At 58.5% G+C, this 16,297-nt stretch carries 15 protein-coding genes; 4 read left to right on the forward strand and 11 right to left on the reverse strand.

What is annotated here, in order from left to right:
* Positions 1–130 precede the first annotated feature (130 nt).
* From H6G62_RS14535 to H6G62_RS14560, 6 genes are all read right to left on the reverse strand, one after another.
* Complete coding sequence (locus H6G62_RS14535) at positions 131–454, reverse strand: STAS domain-containing protein (RefSeq protein ID WP_190496360.1); 324 nt, start codon at positions 452–454, stop codon at positions 131–133.
* Between the two features lie 59 nt (positions 455–513).
* Complete coding sequence (locus tag H6G62_RS14540; RefSeq protein ID WP_190496362.1) at positions 514–1,590, reverse strand: glycerate kinase; 1,077 nt, start codon at positions 1,588–1,590, stop codon at positions 514–516.
* 18 nt (positions 1,591–1,608) lie between these two features.
* Complete coding sequence (locus H6G62_RS14545; protein ID WP_190496363.1) at positions 1,609–3,405, reverse strand: DUF3352 domain-containing protein; 1,797 nt, start codon at positions 3,403–3,405, stop codon at positions 1,609–1,611.
* A 152-nt stretch (positions 3,406–3,557) separates the two neighbouring features.
* Positions 3,558–4,172 (reverse strand): transcriptional repressor LexA, encoded by a 615-nt coding sequence (lexA, locus tag H6G62_RS14550; RefSeq protein ID WP_190496365.1) that lies wholly within the window; start codon positions 4,170–4,172, stop codon positions 3,558–3,560.
* A 405-nt stretch (positions 4,173–4,577) separates the two neighbouring features.
* Positions 4,578–5,750, reverse strand: coding sequence for an RNA polymerase sigma factor RpoD (rpoD, locus tag H6G62_RS14555; RefSeq protein ID WP_190496368.1), 1,173 nt, complete (start codon positions 5,748–5,750; stop codon positions 4,578–4,580).
* Positions 5,751–6,162: 412 nt separating this feature from the next.
* On the reverse strand, positions 6,163–6,930 hold the full coding sequence (locus H6G62_RS14560; protein ID WP_199324989.1) for a tetratricopeptide repeat protein: 768 nt from the start codon (positions 6,928–6,930) through the stop codon (positions 6,163–6,165).
* 504 nt (positions 6,931–7,434) lie between these two features.
* Here H6G62_RS14560 and H6G62_RS14565 point away from each other — a divergent pair.
* On the forward strand, positions 7,435–9,024 hold the full coding sequence (locus tag H6G62_RS14565; protein WP_190496370.1) for a glycoside hydrolase family 57 protein: 1,590 nt from the start codon (positions 7,435–7,437) through the stop codon (positions 9,022–9,024).
* Positions 9,025–9,668: 644 nt separating this feature from the next.
* A complete protein-coding gene (locus H6G62_RS14570) occupies positions 9,669–11,198 on the forward strand; it encodes an LCP family protein (protein WP_190496372.1) in 1,530 nt (509 codons plus the stop codon).
* Between the two features lie 8 nt (positions 11,199–11,206).
* Here H6G62_RS14570 and H6G62_RS14575 read toward each other — a convergent pair whose 3' ends face one another.
* From H6G62_RS14575 to H6G62_RS14595, 5 genes are all read right to left on the reverse strand, one after another.
* Positions 11,207–11,941, reverse strand: coding sequence for a GDSL-type esterase/lipase family protein (locus tag H6G62_RS14575; RefSeq protein WP_190496374.1), 735 nt, complete (start codon positions 11,939–11,941; stop codon positions 11,207–11,209).
* A gap of 167 nt (positions 11,942–12,108) precedes the next feature.
* Positions 12,109–12,837, reverse strand: a complete 729-nt coding sequence (locus H6G62_RS14580; RefSeq protein WP_190496376.1) for a cyanoexosortase B system-associated protein — start codon at positions 12,835–12,837, stop codon at positions 12,109–12,111.
* 100 nt (positions 12,838–12,937) lie between these two features.
* Positions 12,938–13,819: a cyanoexosortase B gene (gene crtB, locus H6G62_RS14585; protein ID WP_190496378.1), complete on the reverse strand. Its 882-nt coding sequence runs from the start codon at positions 13,817–13,819 to the stop codon at positions 12,938–12,940.
* Positions 13,820–13,917: 98 nt separating this feature from the next.
* Positions 13,918–15,093, reverse strand: a complete 1,176-nt coding sequence (locus H6G62_RS14590) for a DegT/DnrJ/EryC1/StrS family aminotransferase (protein WP_190496380.1) — start codon at positions 15,091–15,093, stop codon at positions 13,918–13,920.
* Positions 15,094–15,141: 48 nt separating this feature from the next.
* Positions 15,142–15,279, reverse strand: a complete 138-nt coding sequence (locus tag H6G62_RS14595; RefSeq protein ID WP_190496382.1) for a hypothetical protein — start codon at positions 15,277–15,279, stop codon at positions 15,142–15,144.
* A gap of 31 nt (positions 15,280–15,310) precedes the next feature.
* Here H6G62_RS14595 and H6G62_RS14600 point away from each other — a divergent pair, with 31 nt between their 5' ends.
* Complete coding sequence (locus tag H6G62_RS14600) at positions 15,311–15,652, forward strand: Dethiobiotin synthetase (protein WP_190496384.1); 342 nt, start codon at positions 15,311–15,313, stop codon at positions 15,650–15,652.
* Positions 15,653–15,659: 7 nt separating this feature from the next.
* Positions 15,660–16,295 carry a TIGR04282 family arsenosugar biosynthesis glycosyltransferase gene (locus tag H6G62_RS14605; RefSeq protein WP_190496386.1) on the forward strand — a complete coding sequence of 212 codons (636 nt, stop codon included), beginning with the start codon at positions 15,660–15,662 and terminating at the stop codon, positions 16,293–16,295.
* Positions 16,296–16,297 lie beyond the last annotated feature (2 nt).

Raw genomic sequence — 16,297 nt, forward strand, 5'->3', positions numbered from 1 at the left:
CTAGACTCAGACCGCACGAACCTTATGTTAACCAATCCCGCAGGCTAGGGCCAACGGTGGGAGGATCAGGAGCCGTAATGGTGATCATACGCGATGGCTGGCCCCCTGGGGCGGGCGGATGGGCGAATGCCTAGGCGCTGAGGACGGCCTGTTCAAAGGCGGCTCGATCTTCGTAGACCTCAAACACTCGATCCATGCTGGTGAGTTCAAACAGCATCCGCACCTGGTCATTGATAGAACAAATGCAAAGTTTGCGATCCAGCCCCCGCACCTGTTTCAGAATCACCACCAAGGTGCCCAGCCCGGAGCTATCGATGAAGGTAATGTCCTTGAGGTCAATCAAAATTACCTCAATCCCAGCGGCGAGCATTTCATCGACCATCTGCCGAAATTCCTCTGCCTTGGTGCTATCTAAGATGCCCTCAGGGGTAATTACTTCCAACTTCACGCTCATCGGGGGAATTCCTCTCAACAACCGACAGGGAATGCTGCCGTCCGGCATTTCGATAATACCTATTCTGGAGGAGCGTAAATCGCCCTTGGCGTTCGATCCAGGTTAATTTCTACCACGAGCTGGGTATGCCGCCGATCTTGCTTGAGGGGATCAATAAACAGGTTGGGGTGAAGGGCTCGCCAAAAATACGCTACGAATTCCTCAATTTCGGCGTTGTCCATGCCCGGTTTGCCCTGAGTTTTCATCTGCTGCTCGGCCTGCTGCCGCCACACGGTGCTAATCCGATAGTCTTGGGGATAGAGAATCATCAATCGATCCAGTCGATCCCACAGGGGCAGGTATTGGGCTAAGGCATCGTTCATATCACGGGCAAATTGGCGGTCTGCTGCCGTGCGGATGGGATCAGGGGCTTGGGCGAGTTGCTGTTCCAACAGGCCCGACGGCAGGGGCTGTGCCCCCAAAAACCAACCCTCAAACAGCACAATATCGATTCCTTGCACCACCTCCGGCGCGATTCGATCTCCCTCGCCGCCGTGGAGGGATTTATCAAAGCGGGGTACCGAAACCGCCTCCCCAGGTTGGGCTTGCCGCAGGTGATCCAGCACGGCAATACCGAGATCGACATCGTGGGTGCCCGGTGGGCCACGCCAGCGCAATCGGGGGTCGGCTTGGCGCAACTGTTGCCGATCCGCGTAGGTCTTGTATAGGTCGTCGATGGAGAAGCCTAGGGTGTCATAGTCCATGGCCCCCAGAATATGGCGCAGAATGCCGGAGAGGGTGGTTTTGCCCGTTCCCTGGCCACCTAGGATGCCTTGAATCAAGGGTCGAGGTTGGCGTTCGCGGGCCTGCTTTAGGTTGAGGGCCAGGGGCAACCAAAGCTGCCAATAGAGAATCAGGGTAGCCTCCAGGGGAGCCGGGGGAAGTGCCAGGGTGCCATGGTGGGGCATCAAGGTTCGTAGCCAGTGCAAACGCTCCTCCAGGGCGGCATCCACGGTATCTGAGGTAATGCCCCAAGCCCTAGCCCGTTCCCCATCGGCGAGTTCCCAAGCCCTTAGCGCCTGTCCCTGGGCGGGCGACACCGCCGATGTCGCCAACAGATCAGCAAGCAGCTTGGCAATGGGGAAATCGGTGGCCATGGCAAGGACTAGGATCGGCTATGGGTTCTGGAGTTGGATGAAAAGACCAGCGTGGTGTACCTGGGGGGTCTGGCCATAGCTGGCTAGGGTGACGGTCTGGACGTGCTTCAGGGCAGGTTTGGCCACAGTTTCCCACAGCCGGAACTGAGGAATCTGCTGGCGTAGATACCCTTCCAGGGCGATCCAGTCCACATGGACATAACTCTCTCCAGCCTGGGGAAACGCCTCAACGGCCTCAATCCAAGCCAGGGAACCATCCCAGCGTTGGTCAACCCCAAGGGCCTGTTCCATCAACTCCGCTGAGGTCGCAAACACTTGATCGTGACCAACCTCGGCCCGCAGCCCCGCCACCTCCGTTTGCACCTGCAAAGGCCGATTCGCACTGTCCCTAGCAACATTCTGCCGTAGGGATAGGCGCGTCCAAACCGTGGTGGGATAGCCCAAAATATCGAGACGCCCCCCACTCAACCCCTGAGCCTGAGCCCGCTCTTCTAGGGTGTCGATGGCCGCTAACACCCCAGGGCTACTCGGAGTCACCATCAACCCCTGGAGAGGTTTGTCTTTAGCGGAGAGATCGAGCCCTAGGGCATAGCGTTGGTCAACCTTCGCCCACAGTGGACTGGCTTCCCCTGACCCCAATTTATCCTCCACCCATTGGGTCAGCAACCCCTTAGAGGCAGACCCACCCAACCAGGGATCAAGCCAGGGGCTCAGGTGATCCTCCAGGTCAGGCAAGCTCAGCCCCACCGACGCTAGGCTGAGGGAATCCGACAGGTAGCGGGCCAGGGGATACCAATCTGTGATGACCTGCTGGTGAGGATCAAGCTGATGCCCAGGAGACACCACCCAAGCCGCTTCCGTCAACACTCCCTGCCGCTGAAGGCCCAGGGAAATCAGTCCCCAGTCTAGGGGAGGGCGATCCGCTGACCAAGGGGCATGGATGAACGCATTGGCCGATGGATCGGGGTGTAGCCACTGCGCTATCTGGGGCAGGTTCACCGCCAGTAGACCGATCCGGTGGCTGTCCAGGGTCTTGAGGGCCAACCGATAGCGTCCGTCGGTGCGCAGGTTATCGCCCACGGATTGCGCCGCTGCCAGTGCCCGACGCAGCACCCCCGGATCGTTGGCCACCAAAATAAACCGATTGGTGACCATGGCGGTGGCTAGGGGGGGAAACCCTGACGAAGCGGCTGATCGACCTGAGGCCCGACTGTAGATTAAACGGGTGCCACCCAGGTCTTCAAAGGCAAGGGGATCGCCAGCCAAGGCTCGATTTTGCCAAAACAATTCCAAGGTTGATCGGGCTAAATCCGCATCCCGGCAGGCCAGGGCCACCAAATACCCCGGTGCTAGGCCGTTGCTGGGATCTTGATCCAGGTCGGAAGTGACCAGAGCCACCGTGATTTCTTCCCCCAGCCAAGGCTGAAGATCCCGCTCGTAGGTTAATCCAGTCTGCGCCAGCATGGCCCGCTCTAAGCGTTCCCGGTCGGTGCGCAGGGTGGGCCGCTGCCTAGGATCCGCCAAATAATCCCATAGCTGGGCCAAACGATCCGGTCGAGCCAGCACCGACGCCACCAAGGCCGACTGCTTGGGGACAAACTGGAAGGCTTCCGGTATCGACTGCCCGCCCCGATCCAGCAGATACAGGGGAGTCCGTAGGGCCAGCCCACCTAAGAGCCCAACCCCCAACACCAAGACCAGCCCCGCCGCAAGGGCCAAGGGCAAGATAAACGTCCGAAACTTGATGGGCCGAAACTTCATGGGCGAAACCGTCAACACCGACAAGGCTCGAACCCCTAATGGGAGCGCAGCCAAGGACAACATCCCCAGTTTAGGGTGTGGCTGCATCCTTACGCACCTAGGGCCACTAGAGCGTGTTGAAATGCAACAATCTTGACGGCAAGGTCATGGTGCCCGCTGTTCTGGTCATTGGCCCTGGGTGATGTGCGACCGATCAAAGGGCTGGATCAAGCCGAAAAGTCGGGATCGATGCCGCGCCAAACCGCAATCAAACGGCCCTGAATATCCACCATATCGGCGGGGAATTCCATCACCGGGTAGCGAGGATTAGCAGGTTTGAGCTGCACCTGATTGCCGCTGCGATAGAAGGTTTTGAGGGTCGTACCACTCTCCACCCGCGCCGCCACGATGGTGCCTTCGCGTACCGCCTGGGGGTCAGTCACGGGCCGCATGATCACAATGTCGCCCTCCTGAATCATGGCGTTGATCATGCTGTCTCCGGTAACGCGCAGGGCGTAGTCACCGTGGCGAATGGGAAGCCCGTTCAGGTTTAGGCGCTCGACCGCATCGGTAAACACTTCGTTGACAAAGCCAGCGGCAATGCTACCCAGAATGGGCACACCACGCACATCCTCCCTCACCCGAATGGTTCGCGCCTTCCCTTCACTCCATTCGATGTAGCCCTTCTTTCTGAGGTGCTCTAGCCGACTTTGAATTGGAGCTGGCGACTTCAGATTCATCGCCTTCATCATCTGCCGGATGGAAGGGGAATGCTGGTTCTCTTGGATATAGTGAACCAACCAGTCGTAGAGCTCTTGCTGAGCGGAGGTTAAGGTTTCCATGGGAGATAACCGAGTCGGCGACAATAATTTTACAGAACAATTGTACCACTAATAATTGACAGATAGAACTCTGCCAGAGACTAAAACTTAGGATGCTGACCATGGACAATCGTTGATAGCGATGATCCGTAGATGTCCTGAGCCTTTAATCCGGCCCAACACTATGGAAAAAGTGGAGGTTGGCGCTGGGCTATATTTACTATAGTCCAGTTGTATTACAAAAGAAAGTTAATATCCATAGGATTTAGACATGGCCTTGTGCTTCTCCCATCCATGGTCTAAATAGAGCCTGCGCCAATGGTGTTTGACGCCGACCTTGGGGTGACCGTCTGGCGGCAACAAAAAAGACCGCCCCGTGGAGCGGCCTTGTCATTGCAGCCGTTGAACTAGGGATAGCCCAGACGACTAGCGAATGTATTCCTTGAGGATGCTGTTGCGGTTGGGGTGGCGCAATTTACGAAGGGCTTTGGCCTCGATCTGGCGGATGCGCTCGCGGGTGACGTTGAAGATCTGACCGATCTCCTCCAGGGTCTTCATGCGCCCATCATCTAGGCCATAGCGCAGACGCAAAACATCCCGCTCACGGGGGCTGAGGGTACCGAGGACGCTTTCGAGATCTTCCCGCAGTAGGCTCTTAGACACCTGATCTTCGGGGGTTTCGCCATCGGATTCAATGAAGTCTCCGAGGCGAGAATCCTCTTCCTTACCGATGGGGGTTTCTAGGGAAATGGGAAGTTGGGCCGACTTCGCAATGAAACGCAGCTTTTCGATGGTCATTTCCATGCGAGTGGCAATCTCTTCCTCGGTGGGCTTGCGGCCTAGTTCTTGGGAGAGCAGCTTGGTGGTTTTTTTAATGCGAGAAATGGTTTCGTAGAGGTGCACCGGGAGGCGGATGGTGCGGGATTGGTCGGCAATGGCGCGGGTGATGGCCTGACGAATCCACCAGGTGGCATAGGTGGAGAACTTATAGCCCTTTTCATGGTCAAACTTTTCAGCAGCGCGGATGAGCCCCAAGCTTCCTTCCTGAATCAAATCCTGGAAGGACAGTCCCCGATTCATATATTTCTTGGCGATGGACACTACTAGACGCAGGTTGGACTGCACCATTTTGTCCTTGGCCCGTCGTCCCACATGCACCCGATGCCGGAACGCACCCACGGTAAAGGTCGTGCCTTCCTCCTGCATGACCGCCGCTGCCCACTGTTCCCATTCTTCGGAGGTGAGCTCTTGACTTAGGCTTTGGAAATCTTCTTCTTCTAGGTTGTCAGAGAGGTCATCAAAAATGCGTTCCAGCTTCAGCAGATCGGCAATTTTGCGGGCCAGCTCAATTTCTTCCTCAGCCCTCAGGAGGCGAATACGGCCAATTTCCTGAAGATAGAGACGGATAGAATCTTCGGTGTAGTGACGTTTCTTAGCTGGAGCCCGACGGCGGGTGGTTTTCCCCTTAGCCCCCTTGGCGGTAGCATCTGCCTCGTCATCTTGAGCAACAAAATTCTCGTCCCCATCGGAATCGTCAACCAATAGATCGACATCGCTATCAGCTTCGATGGTTTCGAGCAGATGATTTGCTTGGGTCATACCGCGATCCTCGTGCTCCTTCACTTCAAGACAAAGGTGATTTCAAGCTAACAGTTTAGACCGTTGAATGCCCAGTACCCTGACCAGGTGAGGGGACATGGAACAGACAAGCCAGCCCTGATGCTGCTTGATTTGCCCCCACCGAGAGCCCGATGGCCCACGGTGCGCCGTGTTATCGATACCCTTCTGTCTATTGAAGGTATTGAACGAATTGGCGAGTGGCTTACTAATTCTAACCACAAAGTTTCGGGGCTGCACAAACTAGGGAGATGGCTTCCCGGCAGAATCGGCCAAATAACTGAAAAATCTATTTTTTTAGAAAATCCCCTCGACCCACCTAGTCACTAATGTAGTTCAAAGGAACTAAAAAACGTTCATTTTCCCCTGAGTCAAGCCCCTTTGGCCTTGGCCCTTAGGGGCTGGCCATGGCCTGAAGCTTGGCAACGGCATCAATCTGGGGGGCACTGAAGCCAGCCCGGTCGAGGTGGTCGAGGTGGGATCGGCTGAGGTAGCGACGGTCGATCTGGATGGCCTGCTGATAGGTGGTTTGGGCCGCAGCACTATCGCCGCTGGCCGCCAGGGCCAGGGCCAGGGCTACCCAAGGGTGAGGGTTTTGGGGTTCTAGAACAGTGGCTTCCTGGGCGTGGTGGATGGCGGCATCCCAGTTGCCAAGGCGTTGGTAGGCCAAGCTGAGGTTGTAATGAGCAATTTCGTTATCGGGCTTAAGTTCTAGGGCACGGTGATGGGTGGCGGTAGCTTGGTCGAGCTGGCCTTCCACTAAATAGACAATCCCCAGGGCATTGAGCGCTTGCACTTGGTCGGGATCCTGGCGCAAGGCGGTGGTGAGGGTGGTGATGGCGATGGGACGATCTCCCGCTAGATGCTGAGTCCAGCCCAGAATAATGTGGCTATTGGGGTTGTAGGGGTCGAGGGCGGCGGCAATTTTTAGGGTGGCCACGGATCGCTCCAGATCCCCCCCAGACCGATAGGCTAGCCCCTGCTGACGGTAGCGCTCGGCGGTGCCCGTATCCACCAAAAAGGCCGGATAGGCCAGGGCGGCCAGGGTGTCCTCAGCCCAGGTCGAGCCTTGCAGGGGGGTGATGGGTTCCGTTTGACAGCCCCCCAAGCCCCACAGTCCTGTGAGCAGTAACCCCATCCAGGTCAACCGAATGCGTCCCATAGGTGTTGACTCTATATGATTCCGAATGATTCCGATCATCCTGTAATTCCGAATCATCCCGACGCTGTTACTGTCGAGACTCATGCCTAGCCATGCCCTAGTGTTAGGGATGACGCGCCCCAGAACAAGCCCGGATCAAGCCATGGGGAAACAGCGGTTGGGAGCCAGGGGCAAATACGGGATTTCGATGGGATTTGGCGACGGACGCGGGGCATAATGGAAGGCATAAATACATCTCTATCCAAACCCTCTATCCAAGTCTCTACTCCAATCGAAAGCGTATTAACTTGTTCGCAGAGCGTTCTCCCTGAACTTTCTGGAGGTTCGCCTCTGTGGCACAACTGGGCCATATAAAAACGTCATAAAACTTTGCAATCAGGTTGGTCGGACGGGATACCGCCTAGCTAACCGTCACCGCTTAACTTTTGCTTTAGAATCTTGTCAACGGTTCATCCCGGCCCCATCAATCGGCATCCACAGTTCATTCCGCAACGGCACTCACCTATGGCTATCGGATATCTTGCCCTGGTTCTCCATGCCCACCTTCCCTACGTCCGGCATCCCGAAAGTGACTATGTGCTAGAGGAGGAGTGGCTCTACGAAGCCATCATCGAGACCTACGTGCCGCTGCTGACCATGTTTGATGGGCTGAAGCGGGACGGGGCGGATTTTAAGCTCACCATGAGCATGACGCCGCCGTTGGTGTCGATGCTGCGGGATCCCCTCTTGCAGGAGCGATTTGATGCCCACCTAGCCCAGCTCGAAGAATTGGCTGAATTAGAGGTGGAGCGTCATGCCCACAATGGCCACCTGCGGTATTTGGCGGAAACCTACGCCCAGGAGTTCAACCACGTCCGCAACACCTGGGAGAACTACAGCGGCGATTTGGTCACCGCCTTCAAGCAATACCAGGATTCTAACAACCTGGAGATCATCACCTGCGGGGCCACCCACGGCTATCTGCCCCTGATGAAGATGTACCCCGAAGCGGTGTGGGCGCAGATTCAGGTGGCGGCGGAGCATTACGAAGACACCTTTGGCCGCGCCCCCAACGGTATTTGGCTACCGGAATGCGCCTACTACGAAGGGCTAGAGCGCATGGTGGCCGATGCCGGAATGCGCTACTTCCTTACCGATGGTCACGGCATTCTCTACGCCCGCCCCCGCCCTCGCTTTGGCAGCTATGCCCCCATCTTCACCGAAACCGGGGTCGCCGCTTTCGGACGGGATCACGAATCGTCCCAGCAGGTGTGGTCGTCCCAGGTGGGCTATCCCGGCGCACCGGAATACCGCGAGTTCTACCGCGACCTAGGCTGGGATGCGGAGTATGAGTACATCAAGCCCTACATCATGCCCAATGGCCAGCGCAAGAATGTGGGCATCAAATATCACAAAATTACCGGGAAGGGGCTGGGCCTGTCCGACAAAGCCTTGTACGACCCCTACTGGGCCAAGGAAAAAGCCGCCGAGCACGCCGCTAACTTTATGTACAACCGGGAACAGCAGATCAGCCATCTCCATGGCCTGATGCAGCGCCCGCCGATTATTGTCTCCCCCTACGATGCCGAGCTGTTTGGCCACTGGTGGTACGAAGGCCCGTGGTTCCTCGATTACCTGTTCCGCAAGAGCTGGTTTGACCAAAACACCTACGACATGACCCACCTGGCCGACTACCTGAAGGCCAATCCTACCCAGCAGGTCTGCCGTCCTTCCCAATCGAGCTGGGGCTTTAAGGGCTTCCACGAATACTGGCTGAACGAAACCAACGCCTGGATTTACCCCCACCTGCACAAGGCCGCCGAGCGCATGATTGACCTGGCCAAGCGCGAACCCGAAGACGAACTGGAATGGCGCGCCTTGAACCAGGCGGCACGGGAACTGCTGTTAGCCCAATCCTCCGACTGGGCCTTCATCATGCGGACTGGGACGATGGTTCCCTACGCCGTGCGCCGCACCCGTACCCACCTGATGCGCTTCCAAAAGCTGTGGGACGACATCCTGCGCGGCAAGGTTGACTCCGGCTGGCTGGAAAAAATGGAGGCCATTGACAACATCTTCCCCAATATTAATTACCGGGTCTATCGGCCTCTGTAGGGGAAATACCTTCACGCAGCAACGCACTCGACGGGCTGACAACCCATTTCCCCTGGTTAAGAAGGGTGAGGCGATTTCGCTAGAATTCTGACCGTGCCAGCCTGAGCCCAGCAACCCATCCCCCAGGCCATCCGGGGGTATGAAGCAATGGGTTAGGGCCGTGGTGAGCAGCGCTAGGTGGAGAATCGTGACCACTATCGTCACCACGGATGACGAAGACTTTGTGGACTGGGCAGGCTCCTATCAACATGATTTGGGCCTGCACCAAGATCTAGAACGCAGGCTCCAAGATGTTGCGTAGGGTTCTGGTTGCCTCTTTTGAGGAGAACGATAGAAAACTGTGAATTCCTTGCCCTAATCCTATCCCTAGGAGGATCAGCCAGGGCCAAAAAGGGCTTAATATTGATTAACACATTGATGAACACTGGGTGCTCATGTTCCATGGATCGAGAGAATCGTACCGTGGATCAGTCGTCGTGTAATGGCCATGCTGCCAGGTGCCTAGTCACCAGGTAACCGTGTCGTGTGGTGACAGTGTCGTCAGGTGTCTAGGCGATCAGGACAATCGCAGGCTATTCGCGGTAGTCTGCGATCAGATCCCGACATCAGGTGGGTGAGGCGTGACATCAGTAAGGCAGGTATCCATGGAATCGTCGCAACAACCGGAAGACCCCAGGGTTTCCTTCCCCGCGTCTTCGGTATCTTCCCCTGGGGAGTCTCATACCGCCGCTGTCCTAGATCATTCCGATGATTCCCCATCACTCAACTCCGAAGCACCTACCCCAGAAGCCTTTCATCCAGTAGACTCCGGCTCAGCAACCTCCGGTCTAGAGGATCCTGATTCCCTCTCCGCTTACCGCTATGTCGCTCCCCGTCGCCACCGGGGCTGGTTGGGTCGTACTCTGAACGGGCTACTGTGGAGCGGTATCTTTTTAGGCACAGCGGCGACCTCCGCCTTCATTGGGGCCGGAGCGGCCTTGATGTTACCTCTGCCCGGTGTGCCAGAGGCCAATGGCGGCGGTGCAGGGCTGAGCGATCTCTGGAAAGCGGGCTTTCGCTACCAGGTGACTCGCCCGGTCAATATTTTGGTGATGGGGTTAGACGAAAATCTTGACGCCCCGTCGGGATCCGATGCTGTCTTTGGGGGCCGCACCGATACCCTGCTGCTCGTGCGCATCGACCCCCACAACGAGACTCTCCGGGTGATGTCTATCCCTCGGGATACTCGGGTGCAAATTCCAGGCTATGGTATGGCCAAAATTAACCATGCCAATGTGGAGGGTGGCCCTGCCCTGGTGGCCCAAACCATTGCCGACAATCTGGGCAATGTGCAGATTGACCGCTACGTGCGGGTCAATACGGTGGCCTTTCGCGAAATTGTAGACCTGGTGGGCGGCATTGACGTTGAAGTGCCCCACCGAATGCAGTACACCGACCAAACCCAAGGGTTGTACATCGATCTCTATCCCGGTTGGCAAACCCTCAACGGCGACCAAGCCGAACAGTTCGCCCGCTTCCGTAGCGACATGGGCGATGTGGGCCGGGTACAGCGACAGCAGGTATTGCTTAAGTCCCTACGCGAACGGTTAACCAACCCCATGGTGGTGCCCAGCTTGCCCCAGGCCGTCCGCGTGGTGCAGCGTTACGTAGACACCAACCTCACCCTAGAGGAAATGCTGGCCTTGGCTAACTTTGGCCTAGAAATTGACGCCGACGAATTTCAGATGGTAATGCTGCCGGGACGGTTTAGCAGTGCGACCGAGTTTGAAGCCAGCTATTGGCTCCCCGACTGGGAGGCCTCGGCTACGGTTCTGCGCACCTTCTTCCAAACGGAGGGGGTCGGTATCTATGCTGACAACAACAGTTCACGCTATGTCGCCAACCTCCGCATCGCCGTCCAAAACGCCTCGGACACCTCCGGGGCGGGGGCGGCTATGGCCCGCTATTTGCGGGAGAACGGCTTTGGCAATGTCTATCTCATTAACGACGCCCCCACAACCCACCGCGATACCAAGGTCATCGCCCAGCGGGGGGATCGCGATAGCGCCGAAATCCTTCAGTCGATGCTAGGTCAGGGGCGAGTGCTGTCTGAATCGACCGGAGACCTAGACTCCGATATCACCGTCCGCGTCGGTCAAGACTGGGCTACCCAGTGGGCCGAATCCCCTCCCTAGGTTCCCGGCTAGCTGGGATGCCTGTCAACGGGATGCATGTCAACGGCGGCTTGGAAGGCATCCCAGGCGAGTACATCCTGCATGAGGGATCGATAGCCGAGGACGTTGGGGTGCAGCCCATCGGCAGAGAGGCGATCCCGCCACCAGGCATCCCCTCGGTGTAGCCAGAGATCCATCACATCGAGGTAGGGAATATTGTGGCTTTCGCAGGCGAGACGGGTGGCCTCCTTGTAGCGCCACTGCTCCCGCTGGGAATAGTACAGTACTTCAGAAAAGGGCATGGCCGCTTCGTTGACGGGCACCATCCCCACAAACAGCACCGGACAAAGCTGACGGGCCTCGGCCAGCAGATCGGCGAGGGTTTGCTCAAACTCGTCAACGTCGGTGTAGTTGCGACCGAGGGCACGCCCCACGCGGGCGGAATCGTTGGTGCCCACGGAAATCACTAGGCGGTCGGGCAGACGGTTGCGAATTTCTCCCCGATAGCGAAACTCATGGGCGAGGCGTTCCCGCACCTGACTGGCCCGATCTCCCCGTACCCCTAGGTTATAAAACACCGCTCCGGGGGTGCCCGGTTCCATGGCCCTGCGTCGCAGCCGCTCCACCCAGCCGCCCCCCTCTGGATCACCATAGCCGTAGACCAAGCTATCGCCCACCACCACCACCTTCTGGGGATGGACGTGGCGCAGGGAAATGCCGGACTGGGGTTGGGCAGAACCAACGGGGGAAGGGGTTGCTAACATGCAGAGAGTCCCAAGACCGAAAACAGCAACGGCGGCGCGGCTATCGCACCGAACCCACCGGGCTAACACTGGGGGCATCCTAGCGTGACCGGGGATAATTGTTTCAATAGTTTACATAATTCCTTCCCAATTCCACGTTTCTCCAGCCCCTAGGCCGAGGGAAAGAGCTAGTTTTGGGGCTCAACCCCACCCAGGAAGGCGGTTACGTGCTGATGCACCTCTCCTCCCAGTTCAGCCATCCAAGCCTGGTAGGGGTTAACGTCGGCTAGGGGCGGGACGGGCACCAGCAGGGTGACCGCTACCCAGGGGGTGAGGGTGTGGGTGGTGAGTTGGGATCGCTGGTTGGCCCAGAACCAGCGCCGAGGAGCTGGGTGGCCTCCCCCCGGCCAGGCATACCACTGTAGGGCCACAAAGGTCTGCTGACGGTTGTGGCCCTGAATCCAATTGGCTTGGACGGGAAGGGGGTGTTGCCCATCGCGTAATTGGAGACGCTGTCGTCGTTCCACCCGCCAGTTTTGGACTCCGGCCAGGTCTACCCATTCCACCTGGGGTTGGTTGTTGTGCCAGGGCTGAGGATACAGCAATACCACCATCTGCTGGGCTAGGGCGGTGGCGTTGGTGGTGGTGTATTCATTCACGCTCCAGTCTTGGCGGTTGAGGGGAATTACCTGATGCTGAGGCGGCGACCAGTGGGGAATCTCCAGACCGTTGTTCCGCAGAGTGTTCAGGGCGGCAAGGTCAGCGTCTGTGAGTTGGGGAGCCGTCACCCAGGGCCATTGCCCCGTGAGGTAGGCGGGGGCCATCACCGCTGCCATCAGCACCATCAACAGCGCCACGAGGCCCGGTTTGACCCAGCGCATCGGCAGACTAGGGGCAGGGGAGGAACTGGGAGTCATCGCTTCGGGGTCGCTAGGGAACGGGAACGTAGGACGGCGGTTTCGGTGGTGGATAATGGCGGCTGAGGATCAGCGGCGGATAATGGCGGCAAGCCAGCCCCTATACCGAGGCTGGGGTACGGCCATCGAGCTTCAGGGTTGGCGGCACGTAATGGCGAATCAGCCGCAGCCACAGAATGAGCGACATCAGCAGCAGAGCCGAGTAGAGGTCGCCCCCCCAGCTATCGTGCAGCCAGACAAAAAGGTCGGTGTAGCCCATGCCATGGAAGTAGCTGAGCAGGGCATTGCGGATAATGTTGCCCACCACGCTAACGGCCACGGTGCCGCCAAAAAAGAGACCCATCCATAGCCTTGAGGTGTAGGCTCCCGTCCAGTAGGCCAGCATCAGGGCGACATAGAGACTGGTGAACAGCATTTTGAGCCCCGCACAGTGGGGGGCCACCTCCACGGTTTGGCCATTGACATAGAGATAAATCTGATCAACGGTGACGTTGACCCCCACCTGGGTGAGCAAAAACCCCGCCACAGCGGCAATAAACCGTTGCAGTGGCAGAATGTAGGGCTCAATCAGGTAGGGCAGTTGGGTGGGGGTGGCTAGGGCTACTAGCAGCAGGGGCATCTTTTGCAGCCGCAGCCCCGGCATCCCCTTCAGGGAGAGGCACAGTCCCGCCAGCATCAGCGGCAGGGAAAGGTTCATCCAGTCTGGGAGCCCGGTGAGGTACAGAAGACCAGCCAGCAGCACCAGCCCCGGCCCAACGGGATGACACTGGGGAGCCAGCCGTTGCCAATCCGTGCGCTTTTCCCAAACGATGTAGGCTGCAAAGGGCAACCCCAGCAGCCCATGGCTAAAGTACTCGTGCTGAATACTGATCGACTTATTCAGCCAGCCATCCACCCAATGCATCAGTAGCGGGCCATAGAGCAACGCGATCAAGGCCGTAATCAGCCAAGACAGGGAGGGGACAGGGCGACGGGAGAGCATAGGCCGGGTTGGGTTACAGCAGGAGATCGGACAATCTATCTGGGGTGGTGCGGCGGCAATCAGGAGAAACGGTCAAGACGTAACGGCTAACGTCTACCTCACCCCAGGGCCGAGGTCAGCGGGGCGGATGAGGCTGAGAGAACTGTCTCTAGCATAGCGTCTACCACCTGATCGACCTGGGCTTCTGTAAGGCCGGGGTACATCGGTAGGGAGAGAATTTCCTGGCTGAGGGCTTCGGACTGGGGAAAGGCACCGGGGCCATAGCCTAGGTTGGCAAAGGCGGGTTGTCGATGGCAGGGAATGGGGTAGTGAATGCCCGTTTGAATCTGCTGCTCCCCTAAACGGGCCTGGAGATCGTCGCGGCGGAGGGGGCAGTCCGCCGTGACCCGCACCACGTAGAGATGGTAGACATGGCCGGGGCCAGCCTCGTTGCGGATGGGAACAATGCCGTGTTCGACTAGGGGGGCGAGTTTGCGGTCGTAGGCTTGGCCCAGGGTATTACGGGCTTGGTTCCAGGCGGGCAGGTGGGGCAGTTTTACGTTCAAGACAGCGGCCTGGAGGGTATCTAAACGGCTGTTGGTGCCTGCGGGATCGGTGTGGTAGTACTTGCGGCTGGCCCCATAGTTACGCAGGGAACGCACGGTCTGGGCCACCGTTTCCTCGGAGGTCACCACCAGGCCCCCATCCCCGAAGGCACCGAGGTTTTTGCTGGGATAGAAACTAAAGGCCGCCCCCTGCCCTAGGGATCCCGCCCGTTGGCCTTCCCGTTCCGCCAGATGGGCCTGGGCGGCGTCTTCAAAGAGGATCAGATCATACTGTTCCGCCAGGGTGCGCAACCCCTGGGGCGACACCATTTGGCCATAGAGGTGGACGGGAATGATCGCCTTGGTGCGAGGGGTGATGGCCCGCTGGGCGGCGTCCAAATCGATCAGAGCGGTGGCCCGGTCGCAATCCACCAAGACGGGCGTTGCACCGCAGCGCAAGACGCCAATCAGCGTGGCCACAAAGGTATTGGCCGGAAGAATCACCTCATCCCCCGGCCCCAGGCCACAGGCGATTAGCCCCAGCGCCAAGGCATCGGTGCCACAGCCCACCCCCACCCCAAACCGCCCCTGGCAGGCGGCGGCAAAGCGGGCCTCAAAGTCCGCCACGGCTCGACCTAAGACAAAATCCCCGTCCGTCATCACCTGGGCCAGGGCCGCTTGTAGGGCGCTAGATAGGGGACGATGCTGCCAATCGAGATCCACAAAGGGGATGGGGGCCAGGGCGGTCATAGGCAAACCTGTCGGAGGGGAATAGGGTTAGGGTGCCCCAATTTTCGCCTAAGCCATCAGGGTTTCGGGATAGATGCCCAAAAAATTACCGTATATTTGCTGATTTTCCATGGCTCCGTAGGATTCATTCCCCAGGGATGCCAACACTCCCCTGGGGCGATAGACTGGGGGATCACACGCGGGCATCGCCACTGTTCTTTCATGATCGAGATCCCCCATGGACTTTGACACCGCCCACCAGTTTTTACTTCAGCAAACCCTCTCCCCCGCCGCCGACCAGCGGGAAACCTTCATCGCCTGTCTACACCAGGGGAAGCCTCCCATTCCCGGTCAGGTCACCTCGCTGTTGCTTGCCCTTAAGGTGATCTACGAAGCCCTCAAGGATGAACCCGTGCTAGATCGCACCCTGCTCAAGGCGCTGCTGGTGCTGATTGACGACAGCGGCCATCTCTATCGCCAGGGCACCACCGAGGGCGTGATTTGGCCCCCCCTGCTAGAGGACGACCTCACCCGCCTACGTCAATCGGCCCGCGCCATCGTCACCGGACAAACTGAGTAGGCCAACCATGACGTTATCGACCCGCGCCTGTGTGCTGGTGTTTGCCCGCTACCCCACCCCAGGGCAAGCCAAAACCCGCCTGATTCCTGCCCTGGGGCCAGCGGGGGCGGCGCAGTTATATCAACACCTGGCGGAACGGGTGATTACCCAGGCGCGAGCAATCCCCCACCCTGTGGACCTTGCCCTGTGGTACAGCGGGGCCACGGCAGATGCCATGCAGAATTGGTTAGGCGACGACCTGATCTACTGCCCCCAACCGGAGGGCGACCTGGGCCACCGCCTCGCCACTGCCATGGATTGGGCCTTTGCCCAGGGCTATACCGCCGCCCTCGTCATCGGCACCGACTGCCCCGCCCTAGAAGCCACTATCCTCCACCAGGCATTAGCGGCCCTCGCGGCAGGATCCGACCTCGTCCTTGGCCCCGCCCAGGATGGGGGCTATTATCTCCTAGGACTCACCTCCCCCCAGCCCGCCCTGTTTGAGAACATTACCTGGAGCACGGCGGCAGTCCTAACCCAAACCCTAGCCCAAGCCAAACGCCTCCACCTCACCCCCACCTACCTGCCCACCCTCCACGACATCGACACCCCAGCAGACTTAGTCCATCTCCCCCCCTCCTGTACCCCTCTGCGGCATGCCTAACG

Origin of the sequence: Phormidium sp. FACHB-1136 (assembly GCF_014697375.1) — a bacterium.
Classification (GTDB): Bacteria; Cyanobacteriota; Cyanobacteriia; order Phormidesmidales; family Phormidesmidaceae; genus Nodosilinea.